A 17,271-nucleotide genomic window follows, 5' to 3' on the forward strand; every position below is an offset into this window, starting at 1 on the left:
GCAGGTCAACGATCACCTGCCCGCCCAAGCGCCGTCGCTGCCCAGCGCGCAGAGGGCACGGTCGTGAGTGGTGCACAAGCCCCTTGCGGAAACAGGCGCTCGACCGCCGAGGAGCGGCGTCAGAGGGGGAGGTCGTCCGGGAGTACCCGGAACGCCTTGTAGCGGCCCAACGGGCGTACGGCCCGGAAGTCTCGTCGGTCGAGGGTGAGAATCGCGTCCGTGTCGTAGTCGGCTGCGAGCGCCACGATCACCGCGTCGGCGAGGTCGAGGTCCAGCGCACCGTAGCGGACACGGACGGACTGGGCGGCGCCCAGATGGTCCTCCGTGATCTCCGGCATGACGACACGACCCCGGCTCATCCAGCGCCGCAGGTCGTCGACCGCGCTGAGGGCGGCATCCCTGCCGAGCTCACGCGTCGCCACGTGATCCAGTTCGGCCAGCAAGAGCGGGGACATGACCAGCAGGCCGGCCGACATGATCGCCTCGTTCGCCGCCCGGTGTTCCGGATGAGCCGAGTCCAGGGCTGCCAGAACGCCGGTCGGACATGTGGTCTTGAACATGCGTTGACTGCCCGCTTCCGCCGCCTGCCGCCCTGTGCCGGACACCCTCCGCCGCCCCGCCGCCGCTGGCATTACCTCCTTTGATACATGGGAGGCACCTTGTGGACCGATTCGCGCAGTGAATACAGTCCCGCAGGGCCGAGCGCACTCTTTGACACGCCACACCGGGCATTGGAGCCGGCCGTTGGAGGACACGACGTGCGACTCACCGACCTGAGCCACCAAACAGACATTCCATTGAAGACACTGCTCCTGTATCAGCGCCTGAATCTGCTGCCCGCCGTGCCGGAATACACCGAGCGCCATGTTCGCAGGGCGATCCTGGTCAGGACCCTCATCGACGTCGGCGGCCTGTCGTACGCGGCTGCCCGCAACTTGGTGCGTCACATGGACGGGGCGAGTCCCTCGGTGAACGAACTGTTCGGCGCGATCCAACGGGCGTTACCCGTAGCGGGTTCCACGACCCAGGACGATCAGGAGTGGGCAAGTGCCCGCGAACAGGCCCGTGCCCTGGTCGAAACCCGTCGCTGGAAGGTGAGCAGCACCAATCCGGGGTGGCAGCCGCTCACGCAGGCCCTGGTGGTCTACAAGTGGCTTGGGCAGCAGGCCCCTCAGCGCCTCCTTGAGGCCTACGCGGAATCGTTGGAGTCCGCAGTGCGGGCGGAGGTGGGACACATCTGCCGGCACGACGATCCGGACAGTGCCGTGTCGGAACTGGTCGTCTGGACGGTGCTGGGCGACGTCGTCACGTCCGCCCTGCGGCACCTCATCCATGAACACACCTTGGACTCGCTCGATCCGCAGGGTCACCGCGAGGCGTCGACCCCGGTGGAGCCGTGAGAAACGGGGCGAGCGACCGGTCGTGCTCCGGTTCAGCAGTCGGTGGAGTAAGTGCTTTCCCCCATAAACGCGGTTGTTCCACGAGGTAGTTCACAGCTACGGAACGCAAGATCGACGTTGCGTTTGTGAAGGCTCGGTAACTGCTGTTGCTTGACGCTGCGTCGACTGCCATGCATTCTGTCACTGATCACCGAGGTACATCCGCCCTGCCTGTTGACAGAGGATGTGACGCAGGGCACGGGAGCTCGGTGACGACTGGGGGAAGAGAGCGTGTCGCGTTCGGGGGAGCAGGGGAGTCATTTAAGTGCGCGGGAGAGCAACGACACTTGGCTGGCGCGGGAACTCTACGCACGGCAATCCAGCCTTCTAGAGACCTACCGAGCCCGCCTCATCGATCAGGGCAATCCACTGGGGCGCAACCCGGAAGCCTGGGTCACCTGCGAGGAACAGGCGCGGCACATACTCGCCGAGTGCCGCTATGCCATGGACAACGGTGCCGAGGCCCCCATGGAGCCCCGGCACACGCTCAAGACACGCAGGATCGGAGGGGCCCGGGTCTCCCAGGGCATTTCCCCGATCCATTCTGTGCGTGCGGGAGCTCTGCTGTTCCATCTCACGATGGACTATCTCATCCGCATCACCGATGAACGTCCCGGTGCCGAACGTCTTCTGCTGAAGGCGCTGCCGGCCGTGCAGTCCTCCATCACCCGGCGCCTCGAAGAAGGAGCGATCGGGCACGACCTCTTCCTGCTCGACATCGTCCGGGACACGTCGAAGCGCAGCCGGACCAACATGTCGCGCGAGATCCACGACCGGATCGGCAGTGCGGCCAGTCTCACGCTGCGGCAGCTGGAGTTGTACGAGCTCACCCACAACGTCTCCTCGGACACCGACCCGCGGCTGGGGAGCCTGAAGCAGGCCATCATGGAGACGCTCGACGCCACCCGCGACATCGTTTCCGACCTGCGGACCCGGACCGACACGATGCGTTCCCTGCAGGTGGCGCTCACGACGTTCGTCGCCGCCATGGCGCTGGACAGCCCGACGGTCGACATCCAGGTGGACGACCCGGAAGACCTCCTGCCGCAAACCGTGGGCGAGGAGATGTACTTGATGCTGCGCGAATGCCTGCGCAACGCGTTCGCCCACGCCCGCGCCTCGCACGTCGCCATCGCCGTCCGCATAGATCCGCGTCAGGTGTGGGCGTCCGTGAAGGACGACGGCACGGGTTTCATCCCGGAGCTCCGGCAGGGCCACGGGCTCGCCTCTCTCGAGGAGCGCGCCCGAATGCTCAGCGGCCGTCTGACCATCGACAGCGCCCCGGGAACGGGCACAGCCATCGAACTGTCCATCCCGATCGAGCAGGAGGGTCATGTCCGTGACGACCGAAGACCGCACGGGGCCTGAGCCGATCCGTGTCATCGCGATCGACGATCACTCCCTGCTGCGCAGCGCGCTGTGCGAACTGATCGCGGAGGAGGACGACTTGCGTGTCGTGGCCCAGTCGGACACCTCCGAAGGCCTGGGCGACCTGGTGGAACGCACCCGTGCCGATGTCGTCCTGCTCGACGTCGAGATGCCGGGCCATCACGCACCCTCGGTGGTGAGGGAGCTGACCGCGCGCTTTCCGGCTCTGCACGTCCTCATGCTCACGATGCACAGCGACACCCAACTGGTCCAGGAGATGCTCTCCCACGGTTCCCGCGGATTCCTGCACAAGAGTGTCCCCCGCGAGGCGTTGCTGGCCGCCATCCGGAACACCGCTTCCCGGGATCCGCACGTCACCATCGCCCTGCCCAGCAGCGGTGTATCCGAGTCCGGATTCGCTGCTTCACCGCAAGCGCTCTCCCCGCGGGAACGCGAGGTGCTCAGGCACGCGGCGGCTGCGCTGAGCAACCGGCAGATCGCCACCAAGCTCGGCATCACCGAAGGCACGGTCAAGCGCCATCTGCGCAACACCTTCGAAAAGCTCGGGGCTGTTTCGCGGATCGACGCCGTCAATAAAGCAGTTGACGCGAGACTGATCCGGCGTCCCGAATTCCAGCACGGACGCCACTCGTGAGTCGATAACGCTGATGTGTCTTATGGGGTAGCAGCACTACCACCGGAGACGCTGCCCGTAAATGAGTGCGAGCGCTAGATTCACACTATGCCGACAGCGACGCGTTTCGATCTGCACAGGACCGATCTTCCCGAGATATCGAACGTCAGCGACAAGCATGGGGTATTCCCCCGGGGACCTCGGCTGGCCGGCTTCTGCCTACAGGAAGCCCGGGTATCCGTGCAAGTTATTTTCCTGGTGCGATTCGTCTTCGCCGGGACAGCCGGAGTGACTTTATGGGATGTTTCCACGAGGTTACTTCCCGGGGCCGTCCTGTGGTTTCTCGCTGTTACGGCCGTGTATCTCTACAACGGAACCACCGATGTCCGGGAGGACCGGGCCAACGGCTCCGGACGGCCCATCGCCCGGGGCGCCCTGTCCGTACGCTCCGCACGCCGCAGCGCTGCGGTCCTCAGTGCGTCGGCGCTCGTCGGAGGCCTCCTCATGGCACCGCCGGTGGGCGCCGCGATCGGGGCGCTGCTGCTTCTGGGATACGCGTATTCGACGCCCGGCATCTCGCTCAAGAGACATACACCCGGAACGGCTCTCACTGTCATGGCGAGCGGCGCTCTCACCTACGCGACGGGTGTCCTGTGCGGCCGGGCCACCGTGTCACCGGCGCTCATCGCCTTCTGCGCGGCGATGTGCCTCTGGATGGGGCTGGCGGAACTCGCCATCGCGGTGCCGAGGCTGAGGAGGACGAGGGGGACGGCGGCCAGGAGGGCGGTCGTCCAGACGTAGGGGGCCAGGCCCGTGGCGCGGCCGCGCCGCCGGGTCACGGCGAGCCCGGCGAGCGCGGGCACCCATCCAAGGGTGACACCGCAGACGCCGGCGTGCGCGGCCTCCGACAGCGCCGCCCAGAGCCCCTCGGTTCCGATCGGGTTCATCGGCAGCGCCAGCAGGCCGGTCGCGGCGGCCAGTCCGGCGGCCGTGTGGGCCCAGGTCCGCGCGAAGGAGGAGGCACCGGCCCAGGCGACGAACACGCCGGCCAGTGTCACCAGGAGCAGCGGCGGCCCGGCGGTCACGCCCCAGGGCAGGGGGAAGCCCGGCATGGCGTCGCCCAGCGGAGCGGACCAGTTCCCCCAGTCACCGAAGAGGGCCGCGAGGACCGCCGTCACACAGGCGGCGATGGTGGCGGCGAACCTCGCGCGATCATCGTCGGCGGCCGGGCCGGTGAGGGGGCCTCGGGCGGGAACGGCGGGGGCGTGGTCCTCGACGGGCGTCCCCGCAACGGTGCCCAGGGCAGGCGTATCGGGGACGGAGTCTTCGGTGGGCGTCGCGCCCCGGGTCCCCTGTGGGGGATGAAGGGGGCCGGGGCGCGACGCGGTCCGGGGCGTGGGGGGTGCGGTGACGTCCCCCCGAGGGCCGGGGCTCCCGTTCGAGGGAGCCCCGGGCTGCCGGGCCGTGGTCATCGCACGGCCTGGGCGCCGGCGGCGGCCGCCGCCGAGTTCGGCACCGGTCCGTCGGACCCGGACTCGCGCAGGCCGTGGCGGGACCACCAGCGGGCCAGCGGTGCCGGGGCCCACCAGGCCCACTTGCCGAGCAGTGCCATGGTCGCCGGCACGAGCAGTCCGCGCACGATGGTGGCGTCGACGATCACTGCGATGACCAGTCCGACGCCGATCATCTTCATGAACAGGATCGACGAGGTCATGAACCCGCCGACCACCACGACCAGCAGCAGTGCCGCACTGGTGATGATCTTCGCTGTGTGCTGGACGCCGAGGGCCACCGACTCGATCGGGTCGCCGCTGCGCTCCCACTCCTCCCGGACGCGGGAGAGCAGGAACACCTCGTAGTCCATGGCCAGTCCGAACGCGATCGCCACGACCAGGACCGGGAAGTTGGCATCGACCGCGCCGATGGGCTCGAAGCCGAGCAGCCCCGACAGATGGCCGTCCTGGAAGATCCACTTGATCGCGCCGAACGCGGCGAGCAGCGACAGCAGGTTCAGGATCACCGACTTGAGCGGCAGCAGCAGGGAACCGAAGGCGAGGAAGAGCACCAGGAAGGAGACGACCGCCACGAACAGGGCCATCCAGGGGAGCCGTTCGCCGATCATGCCGACGATGTCCACGCGGGACGCCGGCATGCCGGTGACCAGGGTCTCCGAGTCGCGCGGCGGCGCGACGGCGCGCACCTCGTGCACCATTTCCCGGGCCTGCTCGGACATCGGCTCGGGCCCGTAATGGATGGTGACACGCGCGTCGTTGCCCTCGAAGGCCGTCGGCGTGGCCGAGGACACGCCCTTCACCTCCGCCAACCGCCCGGCGTAGCCGTCCACTTCGGCGCTCTTCGCGGGCCCGTCGAAGCGGACGACGGCCGTCATCACCCGGCCGGGGTTGGTCTCGAAGTCGGTCTCCAGCGTCTTGCTGACCACCTTCGCGTCCGCGTCCGAGGGGAGCACCCACTCGCCCGGCCGCGCCCAGTTGACGCCCAGCAGCGGGGCACCGAGGCCGACCAACGCGCCGATGATCACGAGCGTGGACAGCAGGGGCTTGCGCATGACGGCGTGGGCCGTGCGGTACCAGCGGCCCTCCGTCCGCTGCCGGCGCGGGTTCGCCCGGCCGCGGCCGAGGGGGATGCGCCACTTGTCAATGCGGTGCCCGGTGTAGCGGAGCAGCGCGGGGAGCAGGGTCAGCGAGCCGATCACGGCGAAGGAGACGACCGCGACAGCCGCGTACCCCATGGACGACAGGAAGCGTGAGGGGAACAGGATCAGGCCCGCGAACGAGATCACCACCGCGAGCCCGGAGAAGGCGACCGTGCGGCCGGCGATCTCCGTCGCGCGGCGCACCGCCGTGTCGACGTCCGCGCCGGCGTGGAGCTCCTCGCGGTAGCGGTTGACCACGAACAGCGCGTAGTCGATGGCGAGTCCGAGCCCGAGAATCGTGATCACGTTGATGACGGTGCTGGAGATCTCGGTGAACATCGTCAGCACGCGCAGCACCACGAAGGAGCCGAGGGCGACGAACGTCCCGACGGCCAGGGGCAGCAGCGCGGCGATCGCGCTGCGGAAGATCAGCACGAGCAGGACGAGCAGCAGGGGGACCGAGAGCATCTCGGCGCGCGCGATGTCCGACCCGGTCAGGGAGTTGACCTGCTCCGTCATGGCCGCGACACCGCCGTAGTGGACGTCGACCCCATCCGCCTCGAACGTGTCCTTGATCTTCTTCAGCGCCTCGACCTGCTCCTGGTCGTCGTCGCTGGCGAACTGGACGGTGGCGTAGGTCTGCTTGCGGTCCTCGGAAAGGTAGGCGTCCTTGTCCTGCCTGCCGGGGTGCCAGTAGGAGTCGAGCCGTTCGATGCCGGTGCGCGGGACGCGGTCGAGCGCGGTGCGGACCGTCTCGCCGAACTGGTCCACCGTCCGCGCGCCGTCCTTCGCCTCGTACAGGACGATCAGGTCGTTGGACTCGCGTCCGAGCGGGCCGTCGAGCACACGGTCAGCCTTGACCGACTCGCTGGACGGATCGTCGAATCCGGCACCGCCGGAGAACGAGCCGAAGACGCCGGTTCCCCACACGCCGGCGAACAGCGTGAAGACGACGGCCGCGATCACGACCCATTTCCGACGCCGCACTGTGAAATCCCCGATGGCGGCAAACAATTGAGTCTCCCTGGCTGAAATTTAAGAGCAGTTGTTCCAGGCTCCGTACCGGCCTGCAACACTTTCAGAGCCGGGACCGGAGCGACATACTCGCTTGGGCAGAGCGCTATACGTCCTTCGGTACATGCGGCGGCGAATTCACCGGGCCGGCCACCGGGCGGGTGGTGCGCCGCTGCACGAGCATCGCGACACCGCCGACGGCCAGTGACAGGACGAGGCCGATGGCCAGGGAGTGCACGGGGTCGTCACTGATGACCCCGCCGAGATAACCGACTCCGACCGAGTACGACGCCCAGATCACCTCCGCGAGCGCCGCCCCCAGGGCGAAACGGCCGGCCGGGTAACCGGCCGCGCCGGCGGCGAGACCGCCGAGCAGACGCCCGCTGGGCAGGAAGCGTACGCCGACGACGAACGGAAGGCCGCCGCGCCGTATCCGGCGTCCCGCCCACTCGAACATCTCACCGCTGCGCCCCCGCGTCGCCAGGCGGCGGCGTGCCCGGTCGCCCGCGCCGCGGCCGAGGCGATGGAGCAGCACATCCCCCAGCAGGGCGCTGCCCGCCACCGACAACAGCACCAGCAGCAGAGACATCTCGCCGCGCGCGGCGAGCATGCCGCTGGTGACGAGGAGGACGTTGTTGGGCAACAGCGGCGGCAGCGTGGTGAGAGCCAGGATCGCGTACGCCCAGCAGGCCGCGCCCGGCAGCCCGGCCGCCAGGCCCGAGGTGATGTCGATCCAGGACATGACTGAGGCGACGTCCACAGCTCTCCCCTCTCCTCCGAGTCCGGCCCCGGGGGGTCCGGCTGCCCGGTCGGCGTATGTGTCCTTGGAGGCATAGGCCGGGTCTTGGGTAGGTGGTGACCCCAGGTCACAGGCCCGTTAGCGTCAGGTCCGGCAACGAGTGGGCTGCCCTGGACTCCGACCGTAACCTAATGTATCGATAGTTTCACTATCACCAAGGAAACAGGTAGGCCATGACCGATGTGACGCTGTTCCTCAGGGAGTTCGCCCGGACCCGCCGGGACACCGGAGCCATCGCCCCCAGCAGCGCCCGGCTCGCCGGCGCCCTCACCCGCTACGTGATCCCCAGCCCCGGCCGTCCCCGCGCGGTCCTCGAAGTCGGCCCCGGCACCGGCGCGGTGACCCGGCACATCCGCGCCGCGCTCGGTCCCCTGGACAGCCTCGAACTGGTCGAAGCCAACACCCAGTTCGCCGCCGTACTGCGGCGCACGTACGCGTCGGACCCGCAGGTGCGCCTCATGACGGGCCTCGTACAGCGGCAGCGGCTCGGCTCGTACGACACCATCGTGTGCGGTCTGCCGTTCGCCAACTTCGATGCCGCGACCGTCGAGGACATCTTCGGGTGCCTCATCGGCGCGCTGCGGCCCGGCGGCACACTGTCGTTCTTCGCCTACACCGGGATGCGTCCCCTGCGCCGCGCCTTCACCGCGGGGGAGGACCTCAGGCGGATGCTGGAGACCCAGGCGGTTCTCGAACGCACCCTGCGCAGGCACCGGTTCCGCAGCGAGACGGTGCTGTGCAATCTCCCGCCGGCCCGCGTGCACCACCTGGCCCCCGCGGCCCCGGCCGCCCGCGCCGGGCAGAGTCCCGCGTTCGCCTACGCCGACCAGTAGCCGGCCTGCACCCGGGCGGAGGCGTCCTCCTGGGCGATGCGGCGCAGCGCCGCCATGGCCGCGTCACCGAGGACCGTGCCGAGCACCACGCCCTCTGCCTTGCCGTCCGTGCCGGCCACACCGGCGATCTTGGCCAGCTCTGCCTCCGCGAGGCGGCCCGCCGCCTCGGCGTACGCGTCGAGCAGCGTGAGCAGGTCCTCCCGGTCGAGGTCGCGGTAGGTCACGACGATCTGGACCAGTGCCTGCCAGCCCGGGTTCTCGGGCTTCACCGCCCAGCCCCGCCGCCGCACCAGCTCGCGCACGTCGTGCTCGGCCCGCTCCCACTCCTCCCCCGCCCCGCGTCCGGCCGCCGACCTGGTCACCGCGGACTGGGCGACGCCGAGCATGCCGTGGACCGTCCGCTCCGGTGAGCCGAGCTCGCCGACCACGTCACGCGCGGCCGCGACGGACAGCCCCCCGACCTCCAGCATCGCCCGGATCAGCTTGATCCGGCGCACGTGTGCACTGCCGTAGCGCACCTGGTTCGGGCTGGTGCGCTCACCGGGCGGCAGCAGTCCCTCGCGCACGTAGTACTTGATCGTCGGAACCGAAACCCCGGTAAGTTTCGCCAGCTCTCCGATACGCATCCCACGAGGATACTGCCTTCCCATTCCGCCCTCGAGAGCCGTGCCAATTACCGGCTTTTATCGCCCTTGAATTCCGGCGCCATCGCGATTCCATGCGCCCCTGCGACGCTCATGGCACGCAAAGAACCTCCGCTGGGCCAGACGCCTTGACGGTAAGCCAGCCGAAGGAAAACAGGTATGACCACTCCAACGGCACCGGAGATCGCCCCGGCGCCCGCTGAACTCAGCTACCGGCAAACCGTGGACCGCACACTGGTCCACCGGGCGGCGGTCTCCGAAGTCTTCGTCACGGACATCCAGCCGCTCGCCGCCAAGCGGGTGCGTGCAGCGGTCCAACTGCCCCTCACCCACGGCTACTACAGCGACCACCTGCAACGGCCCGCCGCCTACGACGCGTTGCTGCTGCTGGAGTCGGGCCGGCAGGCCGCGATCGCCGGGTCGCACACCCACATCGGGCTGTCCGAGAACACCACCATGATCGTCGACGCGTTCCGGCTCGAACTGTCCGGCCCGAAGGAGCTGCTGATCGGGGCGGAGCCCGGCAGGCTGCGCATCGACACCGACTACATCGGGCGCCCGACCCGGCGGGGCCGCTACCGCAAGGGCAAGGTCGCCCAGCGGTACATCATCGACGGCACCGAAGTGGGCGAGCACGAGATGGACGTGCTCTTCCTCAACCGGCACGAGAATGAGGTCCTGCGGCACGCCCAGCGCGGCACACCCGCCCCCCTGACCTCGGACTTCTGCGACCACGGGCCCGGCGCCGACGACAGCCGGCAGGTCGAGCCCGAGCGTGTGGGCCGGGGCAACCCGCTCAACGTGGTGCTCTCCGGCGCCCGGCTCACCACCCACTCGGTCACCGCCGAGGTCACACCGCGCTTCGACAACCGCGCGCTGTTCGACCACGTCTACGACCATCTGCCCGCCATGACCCTCGTCGAGGCGGCACGGCAGCTGAGTCTGCTGTCCGTGGGGGAACCGCAGGCCACGTACACGGTCGGGTTCGAGGCCCGCTTCTCCCGGTTCGCGGAACTGGACGAGGTGGTCCTGGCCGAGGCCCCGCGGGGGCGGCCCGAGGGCGGCCGCGGTGCGATACCGGTGCGGTTCCTGCAGGACGGCGCGGAGATCGCCCGGGTCACCGTGACCGTGGCCGACGGGGGTGAGCTGTGAACGCGCGGCGCCTCGCCATCTGGTCCGACTTCGGGGGTGTGCTGACCCCGCCGATCGCCCACACGATGAGCACCTTCTGCCGGGCACAGGGCCTGGACCCCCAGGTGCTGCAACAAGCCCTGGCGAAGGTCACGGCCCGCTACGGCACGACCGACATCATGGAACCCATCGACACTCCGCTCGTCTCCGAGAAGGAGTGGCTCGACCAGGTCTCCGACGTGCTGGCCGCCGACCACGGCATCACCGGCGTGCGGCTGACGACCCTCGCCGACGCGTGGTTCGACGGACGCGAGACGAACCACGCGTGGGTCGCCGCCCTGCGCGCGGCGCGGCAGCAGGGCGCGTTCGTCGGGCTGCTCTCCAACATGGTGCCCACCTGGGACGCCCACTGGCGCCGGATGGTCGACCCGGCGGAGCTGTTCGACGACGTACTGCTGTCATTCGAGGCCGGCCACCGCAAGCCGTCCCCGGGGATGTTCGCCCTGGCCGCCGAGCGGGCCGGCGTGCCCGCCTCCGACTGCGTCCTCGTCGACGACCTGTCGCACAACTGTGCGGGAGCGAAGGCGGCCGGCTGGCAAGTGATCCACTTCACCGACACCGACGCGGCACAGGAGCAGTTGCGGGCGCTCCTGACGACAGCCGTCCCGTCGCAAGGAGCTGACAGGCCATGAGCCGTTCCGTTCTCGTCACCGGTGGAAACCGGGGCATCGGTCTCGCCACCGCGCGCGCCCTCGCCGAGCAGGGCGACAAGGTCGCCGTCACCTACCGCACCGGTGAGCCGCCCGAGGGGCTGTTCGGAGTGCGCTGCGACGTGACGGATCCCGAGTCCGTGCGCCGTGCCGTCGAAGAGGCCCGCATCCAGCACGGTCCCATCCAGGTCCTGGTCTCCAACGCCGGCATCACCCGGGACCAGTTGCTCGTCGGCATGGACGACGACGACTTCCGTTCCGTCATCGAGACGAACCTGATGTCGGCCGTCACGGTCGCCAGGGAGGTCGTACCGGACATGCTCAAGGCTCGCTGGGGCCGGGTGGTCTTCATGTCCTCGATGAGCGCTCTGGCCGGCGCCCCCGGCCAGACCAACTACGCCGCGTCCAAGGCCGCCCTGATCGGCTTCGGCCGCTCACTCGCCCGCGAGGTGGGCAAGCGCAACGTCACGGTGAACATCGTCTCGCCGGGGCTGATCGAGACCGACATGGTCAAGGACGTCACCGACGCGCGCCGTGAGCACGTGCTGAGCCAGACCTCGCTGTTCCGGCCGGGGCGCCCCGAGGAGGTCGCCGACGTCGTGAAGTTCCTGGTCAGCGAGGAGGCCTCCTATGTGACCGCGGGCATCATCCCCGTCACCGGCGGCCTCGGAGTCGGTCACTGACCTCTGCCCTCACCATCCCACCCGTATACGGAAGGAAACCCATGTCCAACGACAAGGTGCTGGAGATCGCCCAACAGATGGGCAGGATCTTCAACGACCTGGACGAGAAGGTCGCCCACGAGCTGGTCGCTCCGGACTTCGTCGACTACGAGGCCCCGCCCGGCACCCCCGGCGGGCCGGCCGGCTACCTCGGTACCGCCCGCTGGATGAACTCGGTGTTCGCCGAGGCGAGCTGGGACCACATCGACTCCTTCGCCGACGGTGACAAGGCCGTGATCCGGGTGCGCTTCACCGGCATCCACAGCGGCGACTTCCTCGGCTTCGAGGGCACCGGCAACAAGGTCGACGTCGAGCACATCCACATCTACCGCGTGGGTGACGACGGTCTGGTCCACGAGCACTGGGCCTGCCGCCAGGACCTGTTCCTGCTGGCGCAGATCGGCGCCGTCGAGCTGAAGCTGCCGCCCACGGGCACGCAGGCGTAAGCCCCCCACCCGCAGGCCGCTGGACCCTCTCCGGGTCCGGCGGCCTGCGCGCATGTCCGAGTGGACCGAGAGGAAGGAAGGACACACGTCATGAGGAGCAAAGGCGTCGGGTGGGCGCTCGCGGCGGCCTCGCTGCCGATGTTCATGGTGGCCGTGGACAACCTGGTCGTCACCAACGCCCTGACTGTCATCGCAGAGGACCTGGACACCGACCAGGCCGGCCTCCAGTGGGTCATGAACGGCTACATCCTGGCCTTCGCCGGGCTGCTGCTGGCCGGAGCCGCCCTGGGCGACTCGGTGGGCCGCCGCAAAGTCTTCGCCTGGGGCATCGGCCTGTTCACGGTGGCCTCAGCCGCCTGTGCGCTCGCCGACTCGACCGCCCTGCTGATCACGGCACGCGCCGTGCAGGGCGTCGGTGCCGCGGCGATCCTCCCGGTGTCCCTCACCCTCGCCGTCCAGGCGGTGCCCCCACACCGCCGCCCGCTCGCGGTGGGTGTCTGGGGAGGCGTCAACGGCTCGGGCATCGCCCTGGGGCCGCTCGCCGGCGGTCTGGTGACGCAGGGCCTCGACTGGCATTGGATCTTCTGGATCAACGTGCCCGTGGGGGCCGTGGCCCTGCCGCTGGCCCTGTGGGCGCTTCGCGAGTCCCGGGGCACACCGCGCCCTCTGGACGTGCCCGGCACGGCCCTGGTGACGGGCGCCGTGGTCGCCGCGGTGTGGGCCATCGTGGAATCGGCCGGCGGCGCCGGGGCGATGCCTTGGTCCCTGGCCGGACTCCTGCTGTCCGGGACGCTGTTCGCCGCGTTCCTCGTCCGGCAGCGGCGCGCTCCGCACCCGCTCGTTCCGCTGCGGCTCTACCGCGTACGCGGGTTCATGCTGAGCAACGTGCTCGCCCTCGCCATGTACTTCGGGGTGTTCGGCTCGATCTTCTTCCTGGCCCAGTTCCTCCAGGAGCCGATGGGCTACTCACCGCTGGAGGCCGGGCTGCGCACCCTGCCCTGGACCGCGGCGCCGATGGTCGCCGTACCGCTGGCCAGCGCGCTGGTGGGCCGGCTGGGCGGCGGTGTCCTGCAGGCGGCCGGCTGTCTGATGCAGGGGACGGCCCTGGTGTGGCTGGCCGTGATCGCCCGGCCCGGGGTCCCGTACGGGGCGATGGCCGGCGCCATGGCCCTGGCGGGGGTGGGCATGGGGCTGGTGTTCGCCGCCAACCCGGCGACGGTGATCGGTTCGGTGGCCGAGGAGGAGCACAACGTGGCGTCCGGGGTGAACAACACCATCCGCGAGTTCGGCGGCGCCCTCGGCATCGCTGTGCTCACCGTGGTGCACATCCACGGCGGCCTCCGCAGCGCGGTGCTGACGGGGGCCGCCGTGGTGTTCGCCGGTGCTGTCGCGGGATTCGCTATCGGTCGTACACCAGCACGGCCCGCGTCCGCGCCAGTACCTTCTCACTCCCGCAGTGCACCGTCAGATCGACCCGCACCGAGCCGTCTTCCCTGAACCCGGCGACGGTACCGCCGACGACGATGTCCACGCCGTCGGCGGTGTCCGGCACCAGCACGGGACGGGTGAAGCGTGTGCCGAACTCGACGACGGTGGCCCCCTCGCCGGCCCATTCGGTGAGGGCGGTCGCCGCGAGCCCCATGCTGAGCATGCCGTGGGCGATGACGCCCGGCAGCCCGGCCCGGCCTGCCTGCGAGTCGGACCAGTGGATGGGGTTGTGGTCGCCGGACGCGGCCGCGTACCGGACCAGTTCGGCCCGGGTGAGGCGGAACGCGCGGGCCGGGAGCCTGTCCCCGGGGCCGATCACAGCGCCCCCTGCCCGGCCGTCCGGCGCGAGACCAGGGTGGACGTCGTCGTGCACACCAGTGCCCCGCCCTCCGCCTCCCGCACATGCCCGCGCAGAACGAGCAGGTCGTTCCCGGACAGGGTCTCGGCGTCCAGCACCTCGACGGTGACCGTCAGCCGGTCCCCCGCGCACACGGGCCGGACCGCGTCGAAGCGCTGGTCGCGGTGGAGCACCCGGGAGAAGTCGAAGCCGAGGCCGGGATCGTCCGCGACGACACGCTCGGCGGCCATGGACAGCACGATGGGGAACGTCGGCGGTGCGACGAGCCCGTCACCGGGGTCGGCGCCCACGGCGGCGGCGAACTCCCGGATCTTCTCGCGGCCCACCTCGTAGGGGCGGGTCGGCGGATAGACACGGCCCACGAAGGACCGGTTGAGAGTGGTCGGCACGGAATCTCCTCGGTTGCGTGGCGGAATGACGGGGTGCGGACACAGCGCAGCGGCGCCCGCGGGGGGACGGCGGGCGCCGCTGCGGAACGGGACGCTGTCAGCGGGGGCTGCGCACCACCAGCGCCGCCGCGTTGCCGTCCCGGCCCACCGAGGTGACCAGCGCGGTCACCCCGGGGACGGGGGGGGTTGTCCTGCCAGAGGGAGAGCAGGGCGGCGAGCTGCATCGCACCGCTCGCGCTGTACGTCTCACCGAGCGCGTCGGCGACCCGTACGGTGCGCGGCAGCTCGCCGCCCAGCGCGGTCCGCACACCGCGCTCCTCGATCCGCTCCAGACCTCGCTGGTGGACGGCGCCCAGGGAGACGACGTCCACCTCGTCCGGGCGGATCCCACTGCGGTCGAGGGCCCGCGTGACGGCGTGGGCCAGACCGTCGGCGTACTCGCGGGGTTCCGGAGTGAAGCGCACTTCGCAGGCGAGCAGTTCGGCCAGCCCCCCGCCCGCCGGCCGTTCCCGCTGCACCGTGAAGACCGCCGCACCCTCGCCCAGTGCCGCGCCCTCGCGCAGCGCACCGGTCCGGTGCCAGGCCCAGGCCGCCGGAGCGCTGAGCTCCTCCGCACCGCCGACCAGCAGCCGTTCGACGCGCCCCAGGTCCAGGGCGAGCCGGGCGTGCCGGAAGGCGAGGAGGGAGGCCGTCTGGCCCCGTGGACGCGTGCGGCCATCGCGACGCCGAGGCCTGGCCCGGGCTGCTGGAGCGGCAGCTGACCGCTCCGGTGCTGTGGGCGGAGTCGGTGCGGACGATGGCCGACGCGCTCTACTGCGACATGTTCGTGGAAGTCGGCCCGGGCCGCACGCTCACGGGCCTGGCCCGCCGGATCGCCCCGCAGGTCTCCCGGCTCGGCATCGCCGAGCCCGGCCAGCTCCCCGCCGTTCCGGCCACCCCGGCCTGGAGCGCCGCATGACCCCCCGCGTGCGGGAGGGCGGGCACTGGGACGCGATCGTCGTCGGGTCCGGCATCGGCGGTCTGGTCTGCGCCGCCTATCTCGCGGTCGGCGGCAAGCGGGTCCTGGTCGCCGAGCAGGCGTCCGTCGCCGGCGGCAACAGCCACGTGTTCCGCCGCCGACGTGCCTACGAGTTCGACGTCGGCGTGCACTACCTCGGCGACTGCGGCCCCGACGGGGTGCTGCCCGCCATCCTCGACGGCCTCGGACTGCGCGACCGGGTGACGTACCGGCCGATGTCCTCGGACGGCTTCGACCGGATCGTCATGCCCGGCGCGGTACTCGACGTGCCGGCCGACTGGGACGCGTACCGCGAACGGCTGACGGAGCTGTGCCCCGGGGAGGCAGCCGGGATCGGCACGTTCCTGGACGTGGTGGCCGGGCTCGGTGCCGAACGGCGGGACGCGATCCTGGCCGCCGAGGACGTGCCCATGGCGGAGGTGCCTCAGCGCGCGCCGCACTCGGTGGCCTGGGGCCGCCGGACGCTTCGGGAACTCTTCGAGCACTGCGGCCTCTCGGCCCGCGCCCGCACCCTGCTCGCCGCGCAGTCGCCGAACTACGGGATGGGTCCCGGTGATGCGACGGTCGCCCTGCACGCCACACTCATGGACCACTACCTGCGCGGCGCCTACTACCCGGAGGGCGGCGGGCAGATGCTGGCCGCGGGCCTGCTGGAAGTGATCCTCGCGCACGGCGGCACCCTGCGCACCCGCACCCGGGTGGCGCGCCTGCTGGTCGAGGGGGGCGACGTCCGGGGCGTGCGGTTCGCGGACGGCACCCGCGAGACCGCCCGGACCGTGGTCTCCAACGCCGACTACCGGCGCACCATGCTGGACCTCGTGGGCGAGGAACACCTGCCCCGCCGCCTCGCCGCGAAGACCCGGGAGGCCCGGATGGCGCTGCCCTGGGCGACCGTGTACGTGGCACTGGACAAGGACATCGAGCGGCGGGCGAACCTGTGGTGGTACCGCGGTGCGGACATCGAGCGGTTCTACGACGCCCTGCGGAACGGCGGCACGGGCGGCATGGACTTCCTCTTCGCCTCCTTCGCCTCCGGCAAGGACCCCGCGACCCGGCGGATCTGCCCGCCTGGGCACTCCAACTTCCAGCTGATGACGCTCTGCCCGCCCGGCTTCGAGCGGTGGGGGGTGGGGACCGGACCGGCGGAGGGCGGCGATTACCGCCACGATCCCGTCTACCGGAAGGAGAAGGCCGCCCTGACGGAGAGCGTGCTGGACGCCGCGGAAGAGGTCCTCGGCCCATTCCGCGGCCACATCACGCATGTGGAGACCGCGACGCCGCTCACCCACGAGCGTTACACGCTGTCCAGCGGCGGGACCCCCTTCGGCATGGCCCGGTGGGGGGCAGCCGGCGCCCGCCCCGACACCACGACCCTCATCGACGGGCTGTACATCGCAGGGGCCAGCACCCGCTACGGCAACGGCATCACCGGCTCGGCGGTCAGCGGCATCGCGTGCGCCGGCCAGATCCTCGGACGCCGGCTGATGCACGAGGTGCACTCGGGGGCGGTGCTGGGGGACGCGGCGCTCCTGCCGGACCGTGACCCGGCCTGGGATCCGCTGGCGGTCTCGCGCGGGCGGACATCCGGCTGAACCTGCGGGCCCGCCGCAGTCCGCCGTACCCGA

The 17,271-nt window shown here is 70.4% G+C and carries 19 protein-coding genes; 13 read left to right on the plus strand and 6 right to left on the minus strand.

Annotated elements, in window-relative coordinates; translation table 11 throughout:
• Positions 1-119 precede the first annotated feature (119 nt).
• Positions 120-560: a PIN domain-containing protein gene (locus ABTX60_RS08275; RefSeq protein WP_352096271.1), complete on the minus strand. Its 441-nt coding sequence runs from the start codon at positions 558-560 to the stop codon at positions 120-122.
• A gap of 198 nt (positions 561-758) precedes the next feature.
• On the opposite strand from ABTX60_RS08275, the gene ABTX60_RS08280 reads away from it, so the two are divergent.
• From ABTX60_RS08280 to ABTX60_RS08295, 4 genes are all read left to right on the plus strand, one after another.
• On the plus strand, positions 759-1,400 hold the full coding sequence (locus ABTX60_RS08280) for a MerR family transcriptional regulator (protein ID WP_352096272.1): 642 nt from the start codon (positions 759-761) through the stop codon (positions 1,398-1,400).
• Positions 1,401-1,670: 270 nt separating this feature from the next.
• Complete coding sequence (locus ABTX60_RS08285) at positions 1,671-2,807, plus strand: sensor histidine kinase (RefSeq protein WP_352096273.1); 1,137 nt, start codon at positions 1,671-1,673, stop codon at positions 2,805-2,807.
• Positions 2,779-3,462: a response regulator gene (locus ABTX60_RS08290; protein ID WP_352096274.1), complete on the plus strand. Its 684-nt coding sequence runs from the start codon at positions 2,779-2,781 to the stop codon at positions 3,460-3,462. Before ABTX60_RS08285 ends, ABTX60_RS08290 begins: the two co-directional genes overlap by 29 nt.
• Positions 3,463-3,549: 87 nt before the next feature.
• Positions 3,550-4,242 carry a UbiA family prenyltransferase gene (locus ABTX60_RS08295; RefSeq protein WP_352096275.1) on the plus strand — a complete coding sequence of 231 codons (693 nt, stop codon included), beginning with the start codon at positions 3,550-3,552 and terminating at the stop codon, positions 4,240-4,242.
• Between the two features lie 667 nt (positions 4,243-4,909).
• Here ABTX60_RS08295 and ABTX60_RS08300 read toward each other — a convergent pair.
• Both ABTX60_RS08300 and ABTX60_RS08305 read right to left on the minus strand, forming a co-directional pair.
• Positions 4,910-7,081, minus strand: coding sequence for an MMPL family transporter (locus ABTX60_RS08300; RefSeq protein WP_352096276.1), 2,172 nt, complete (start codon positions 7,079-7,081; stop codon positions 4,910-4,912).
• 133 nt (positions 7,082-7,214) lie between these two features.
• Entirely contained in the window at positions 7,215-7,868 is a 654-nt protein-coding gene (locus ABTX60_RS08305; RefSeq protein WP_352096277.1) for a DedA family protein, read from the minus strand.
• 212 nt (positions 7,869-8,080) lie between these two features.
• On the opposite strand from ABTX60_RS08305, the gene ABTX60_RS08310 reads away from it, so the two are divergent.
• Positions 8,081-8,740: a class I SAM-dependent methyltransferase gene (locus ABTX60_RS08310; protein ID WP_352096278.1), complete on the plus strand. Its 660-nt coding sequence runs from the start codon at positions 8,081-8,083 to the stop codon at positions 8,738-8,740.
• Here ABTX60_RS08310 and ABTX60_RS08315 read toward each other — a convergent pair.
• Positions 8,725-9,366 (minus strand): MerR family transcriptional regulator, encoded by a 642-nt coding sequence (locus tag ABTX60_RS08315; RefSeq protein WP_352096279.1) that lies wholly within the window; start codon positions 9,364-9,366, stop codon positions 8,725-8,727. The two genes, ABTX60_RS08310 and ABTX60_RS08315, sit on opposite strands and share 16 nt — an antisense overlap.
• A 177-nt stretch (positions 9,367-9,543) precedes the next feature.
• On the opposite strand from ABTX60_RS08315, the gene ABTX60_RS08320 reads away from it, so the two are divergent.
• From ABTX60_RS08320 to ABTX60_RS08340, 5 genes are all read left to right on the plus strand, one after another.
• Positions 9,544-10,536, plus strand: coding sequence for an AfsA-related hotdog domain-containing protein (locus ABTX60_RS08320; protein WP_352096280.1), 993 nt, complete (start codon positions 9,544-9,546; stop codon positions 10,534-10,536).
• On the plus strand, positions 10,533-11,207 hold the full coding sequence (locus ABTX60_RS08325; protein WP_352096281.1) for an HAD-IA family hydrolase: 675 nt from the start codon (positions 10,533-10,535) through the stop codon (positions 11,205-11,207). The genes ABTX60_RS08320 and ABTX60_RS08325 overlap by 4 nt, the downstream gene beginning before the upstream one ends.
• Positions 11,204-11,908 carry a 3-oxoacyl-ACP reductase FabG gene (fabG, locus tag ABTX60_RS08330; protein ID WP_352096282.1) on the plus strand — a complete coding sequence of 235 codons (705 nt, stop codon included), beginning with the start codon at positions 11,204-11,206 and terminating at the stop codon, positions 11,906-11,908. Before ABTX60_RS08325 ends, fabG begins: the two co-directional genes overlap by 4 nt.
• 41 nt (positions 11,909-11,949) lie before the next feature.
• The gene (locus tag ABTX60_RS08335) at positions 11,950-12,393 is read left to right on the plus strand and encodes an ester cyclase (RefSeq protein ID WP_352096283.1); all 444 of its coding nucleotides are present in this window, start codon (positions 11,950-11,952) and stop codon (positions 12,391-12,393) included.
• A 90-nt stretch (positions 12,394-12,483) separates the two neighbouring features.
• The gene (locus tag ABTX60_RS08340; RefSeq protein ID WP_352096284.1) at positions 12,484-13,890 is read left to right on the plus strand and encodes an MFS transporter; all 1,407 of its coding nucleotides are present in this window, start codon (positions 12,484-12,486) and stop codon (positions 13,888-13,890) included.
• On the opposite strand, the gene ABTX60_RS08345 is transcribed toward ABTX60_RS08340, so the two are convergent.
• Together ABTX60_RS08345 and ABTX60_RS08350 are read right to left on the minus strand one after the other, a co-directional pair.
• Positions 13,793-14,200 carry a MaoC/PaaZ C-terminal domain-containing protein gene (locus ABTX60_RS08345; protein ID WP_352096285.1) on the minus strand — a complete coding sequence of 136 codons (408 nt, stop codon included), beginning with the start codon at positions 14,198-14,200 and terminating at the stop codon, positions 13,793-13,795. The genes ABTX60_RS08340 and ABTX60_RS08345 overlap by 98 nt on opposite strands.
• Positions 14,197-14,628, minus strand: a complete 432-nt coding sequence (locus ABTX60_RS08350; RefSeq protein WP_352096286.1) for an FAS1-like dehydratase domain-containing protein — start codon at positions 14,626-14,628, stop codon at positions 14,197-14,199. The genes ABTX60_RS08345 and ABTX60_RS08350 overlap by 4 nt, the downstream gene beginning before the upstream one ends.
• 152 nt (positions 14,629-14,780) lie before the next feature.
• Between ABTX60_RS08350 and ABTX60_RS08355 the strand changes: the two genes are divergently transcribed.
• The 3 genes from ABTX60_RS08355 to ABTX60_RS08365 are packed head-to-tail and all read left to right on the plus strand — an operon-like array spanning position 14,781 to position 17,238.
• Positions 14,781-15,389 (plus strand): hypothetical protein, encoded by a 609-nt coding sequence (locus tag ABTX60_RS08355; RefSeq protein ID WP_352096287.1) that lies wholly within the window; start codon positions 14,781-14,783, stop codon positions 15,387-15,389.
• Positions 15,329-15,586 (plus strand): hypothetical protein, encoded by a 258-nt coding sequence (locus ABTX60_RS08360; protein ID WP_352096288.1) that lies wholly within the window; start codon positions 15,329-15,331, stop codon positions 15,584-15,586. Before ABTX60_RS08355 ends, ABTX60_RS08360 begins: the two co-directional genes overlap by 61 nt.
• Positions 15,583-17,238, plus strand: coding sequence for a phytoene desaturase family protein (locus tag ABTX60_RS08365; protein WP_352096289.1), 1,656 nt, complete (start codon positions 15,583-15,585; stop codon positions 17,236-17,238). The genes ABTX60_RS08360 and ABTX60_RS08365 overlap by 4 nt, the downstream gene beginning before the upstream one ends.
• Positions 17,239-17,271: the final 33 nt, after the last annotated feature.

The sequence above is a fragment of the Streptomyces sp. NPDC126510 genome, assembly GCF_040302345.1.
GTDB lineage: Bacteria > Actinomycetota > Actinomycetes > Streptomycetales > Streptomycetaceae > Streptomyces.

Bases quoted from the DNA above. Each gene is read 5' to 3' on its own strand.
- ABTX60_RS08275 (WP_352096271.1), bottom strand. From the start codon at position 560: ATGTTCAAGACCACATGTCCGACCGGCGTTCTGGCAGCCCTGGACTCG.
- ABTX60_RS08295 (WP_352096275.1), top strand. From the start codon at position 3,550: ATGCCGACAGCGACGCGTTTCGATCTGCACAGGACCGATCTTCCCGAG.
- ABTX60_RS08310 (WP_352096278.1), top strand. From the start codon at position 8,081: ATGACCGATGTGACGCTGTTCCTCAGGGAGTTCGCCCGGACCCGCCGG.
- ABTX60_RS08315 (WP_352096279.1), bottom strand. From the start codon at position 9,366: ATGCGTATCGGAGAGCTGGCGAAACTTACCGGGGTTTCGGTTCCGACG.
- ABTX60_RS08320 (WP_352096280.1), top strand. From the start codon at position 9,544: ATGACCACTCCAACGGCACCGGAGATCGCCCCGGCGCCCGCTGAACTC.
- fabG (WP_352096282.1), top strand. From the start codon at position 11,204: ATGAGCCGTTCCGTTCTCGTCACCGGTGGAAACCGGGGCATCGGTCTC.
- ABTX60_RS08335 (WP_352096283.1), top strand. From the start codon at position 11,950: ATGTCCAACGACAAGGTGCTGGAGATCGCCCAACAGATGGGCAGGATC.
- ABTX60_RS08340 (WP_352096284.1), top strand. From the start codon at position 12,484: ATGAGGAGCAAAGGCGTCGGGTGGGCGCTCGCGGCGGCCTCGCTGCCG.
- ABTX60_RS08365 (WP_352096289.1), top strand. From the start codon at position 15,583: ATGACCCCCCGCGTGCGGGAGGGCGGGCACTGGGACGCGATCGTCGTC.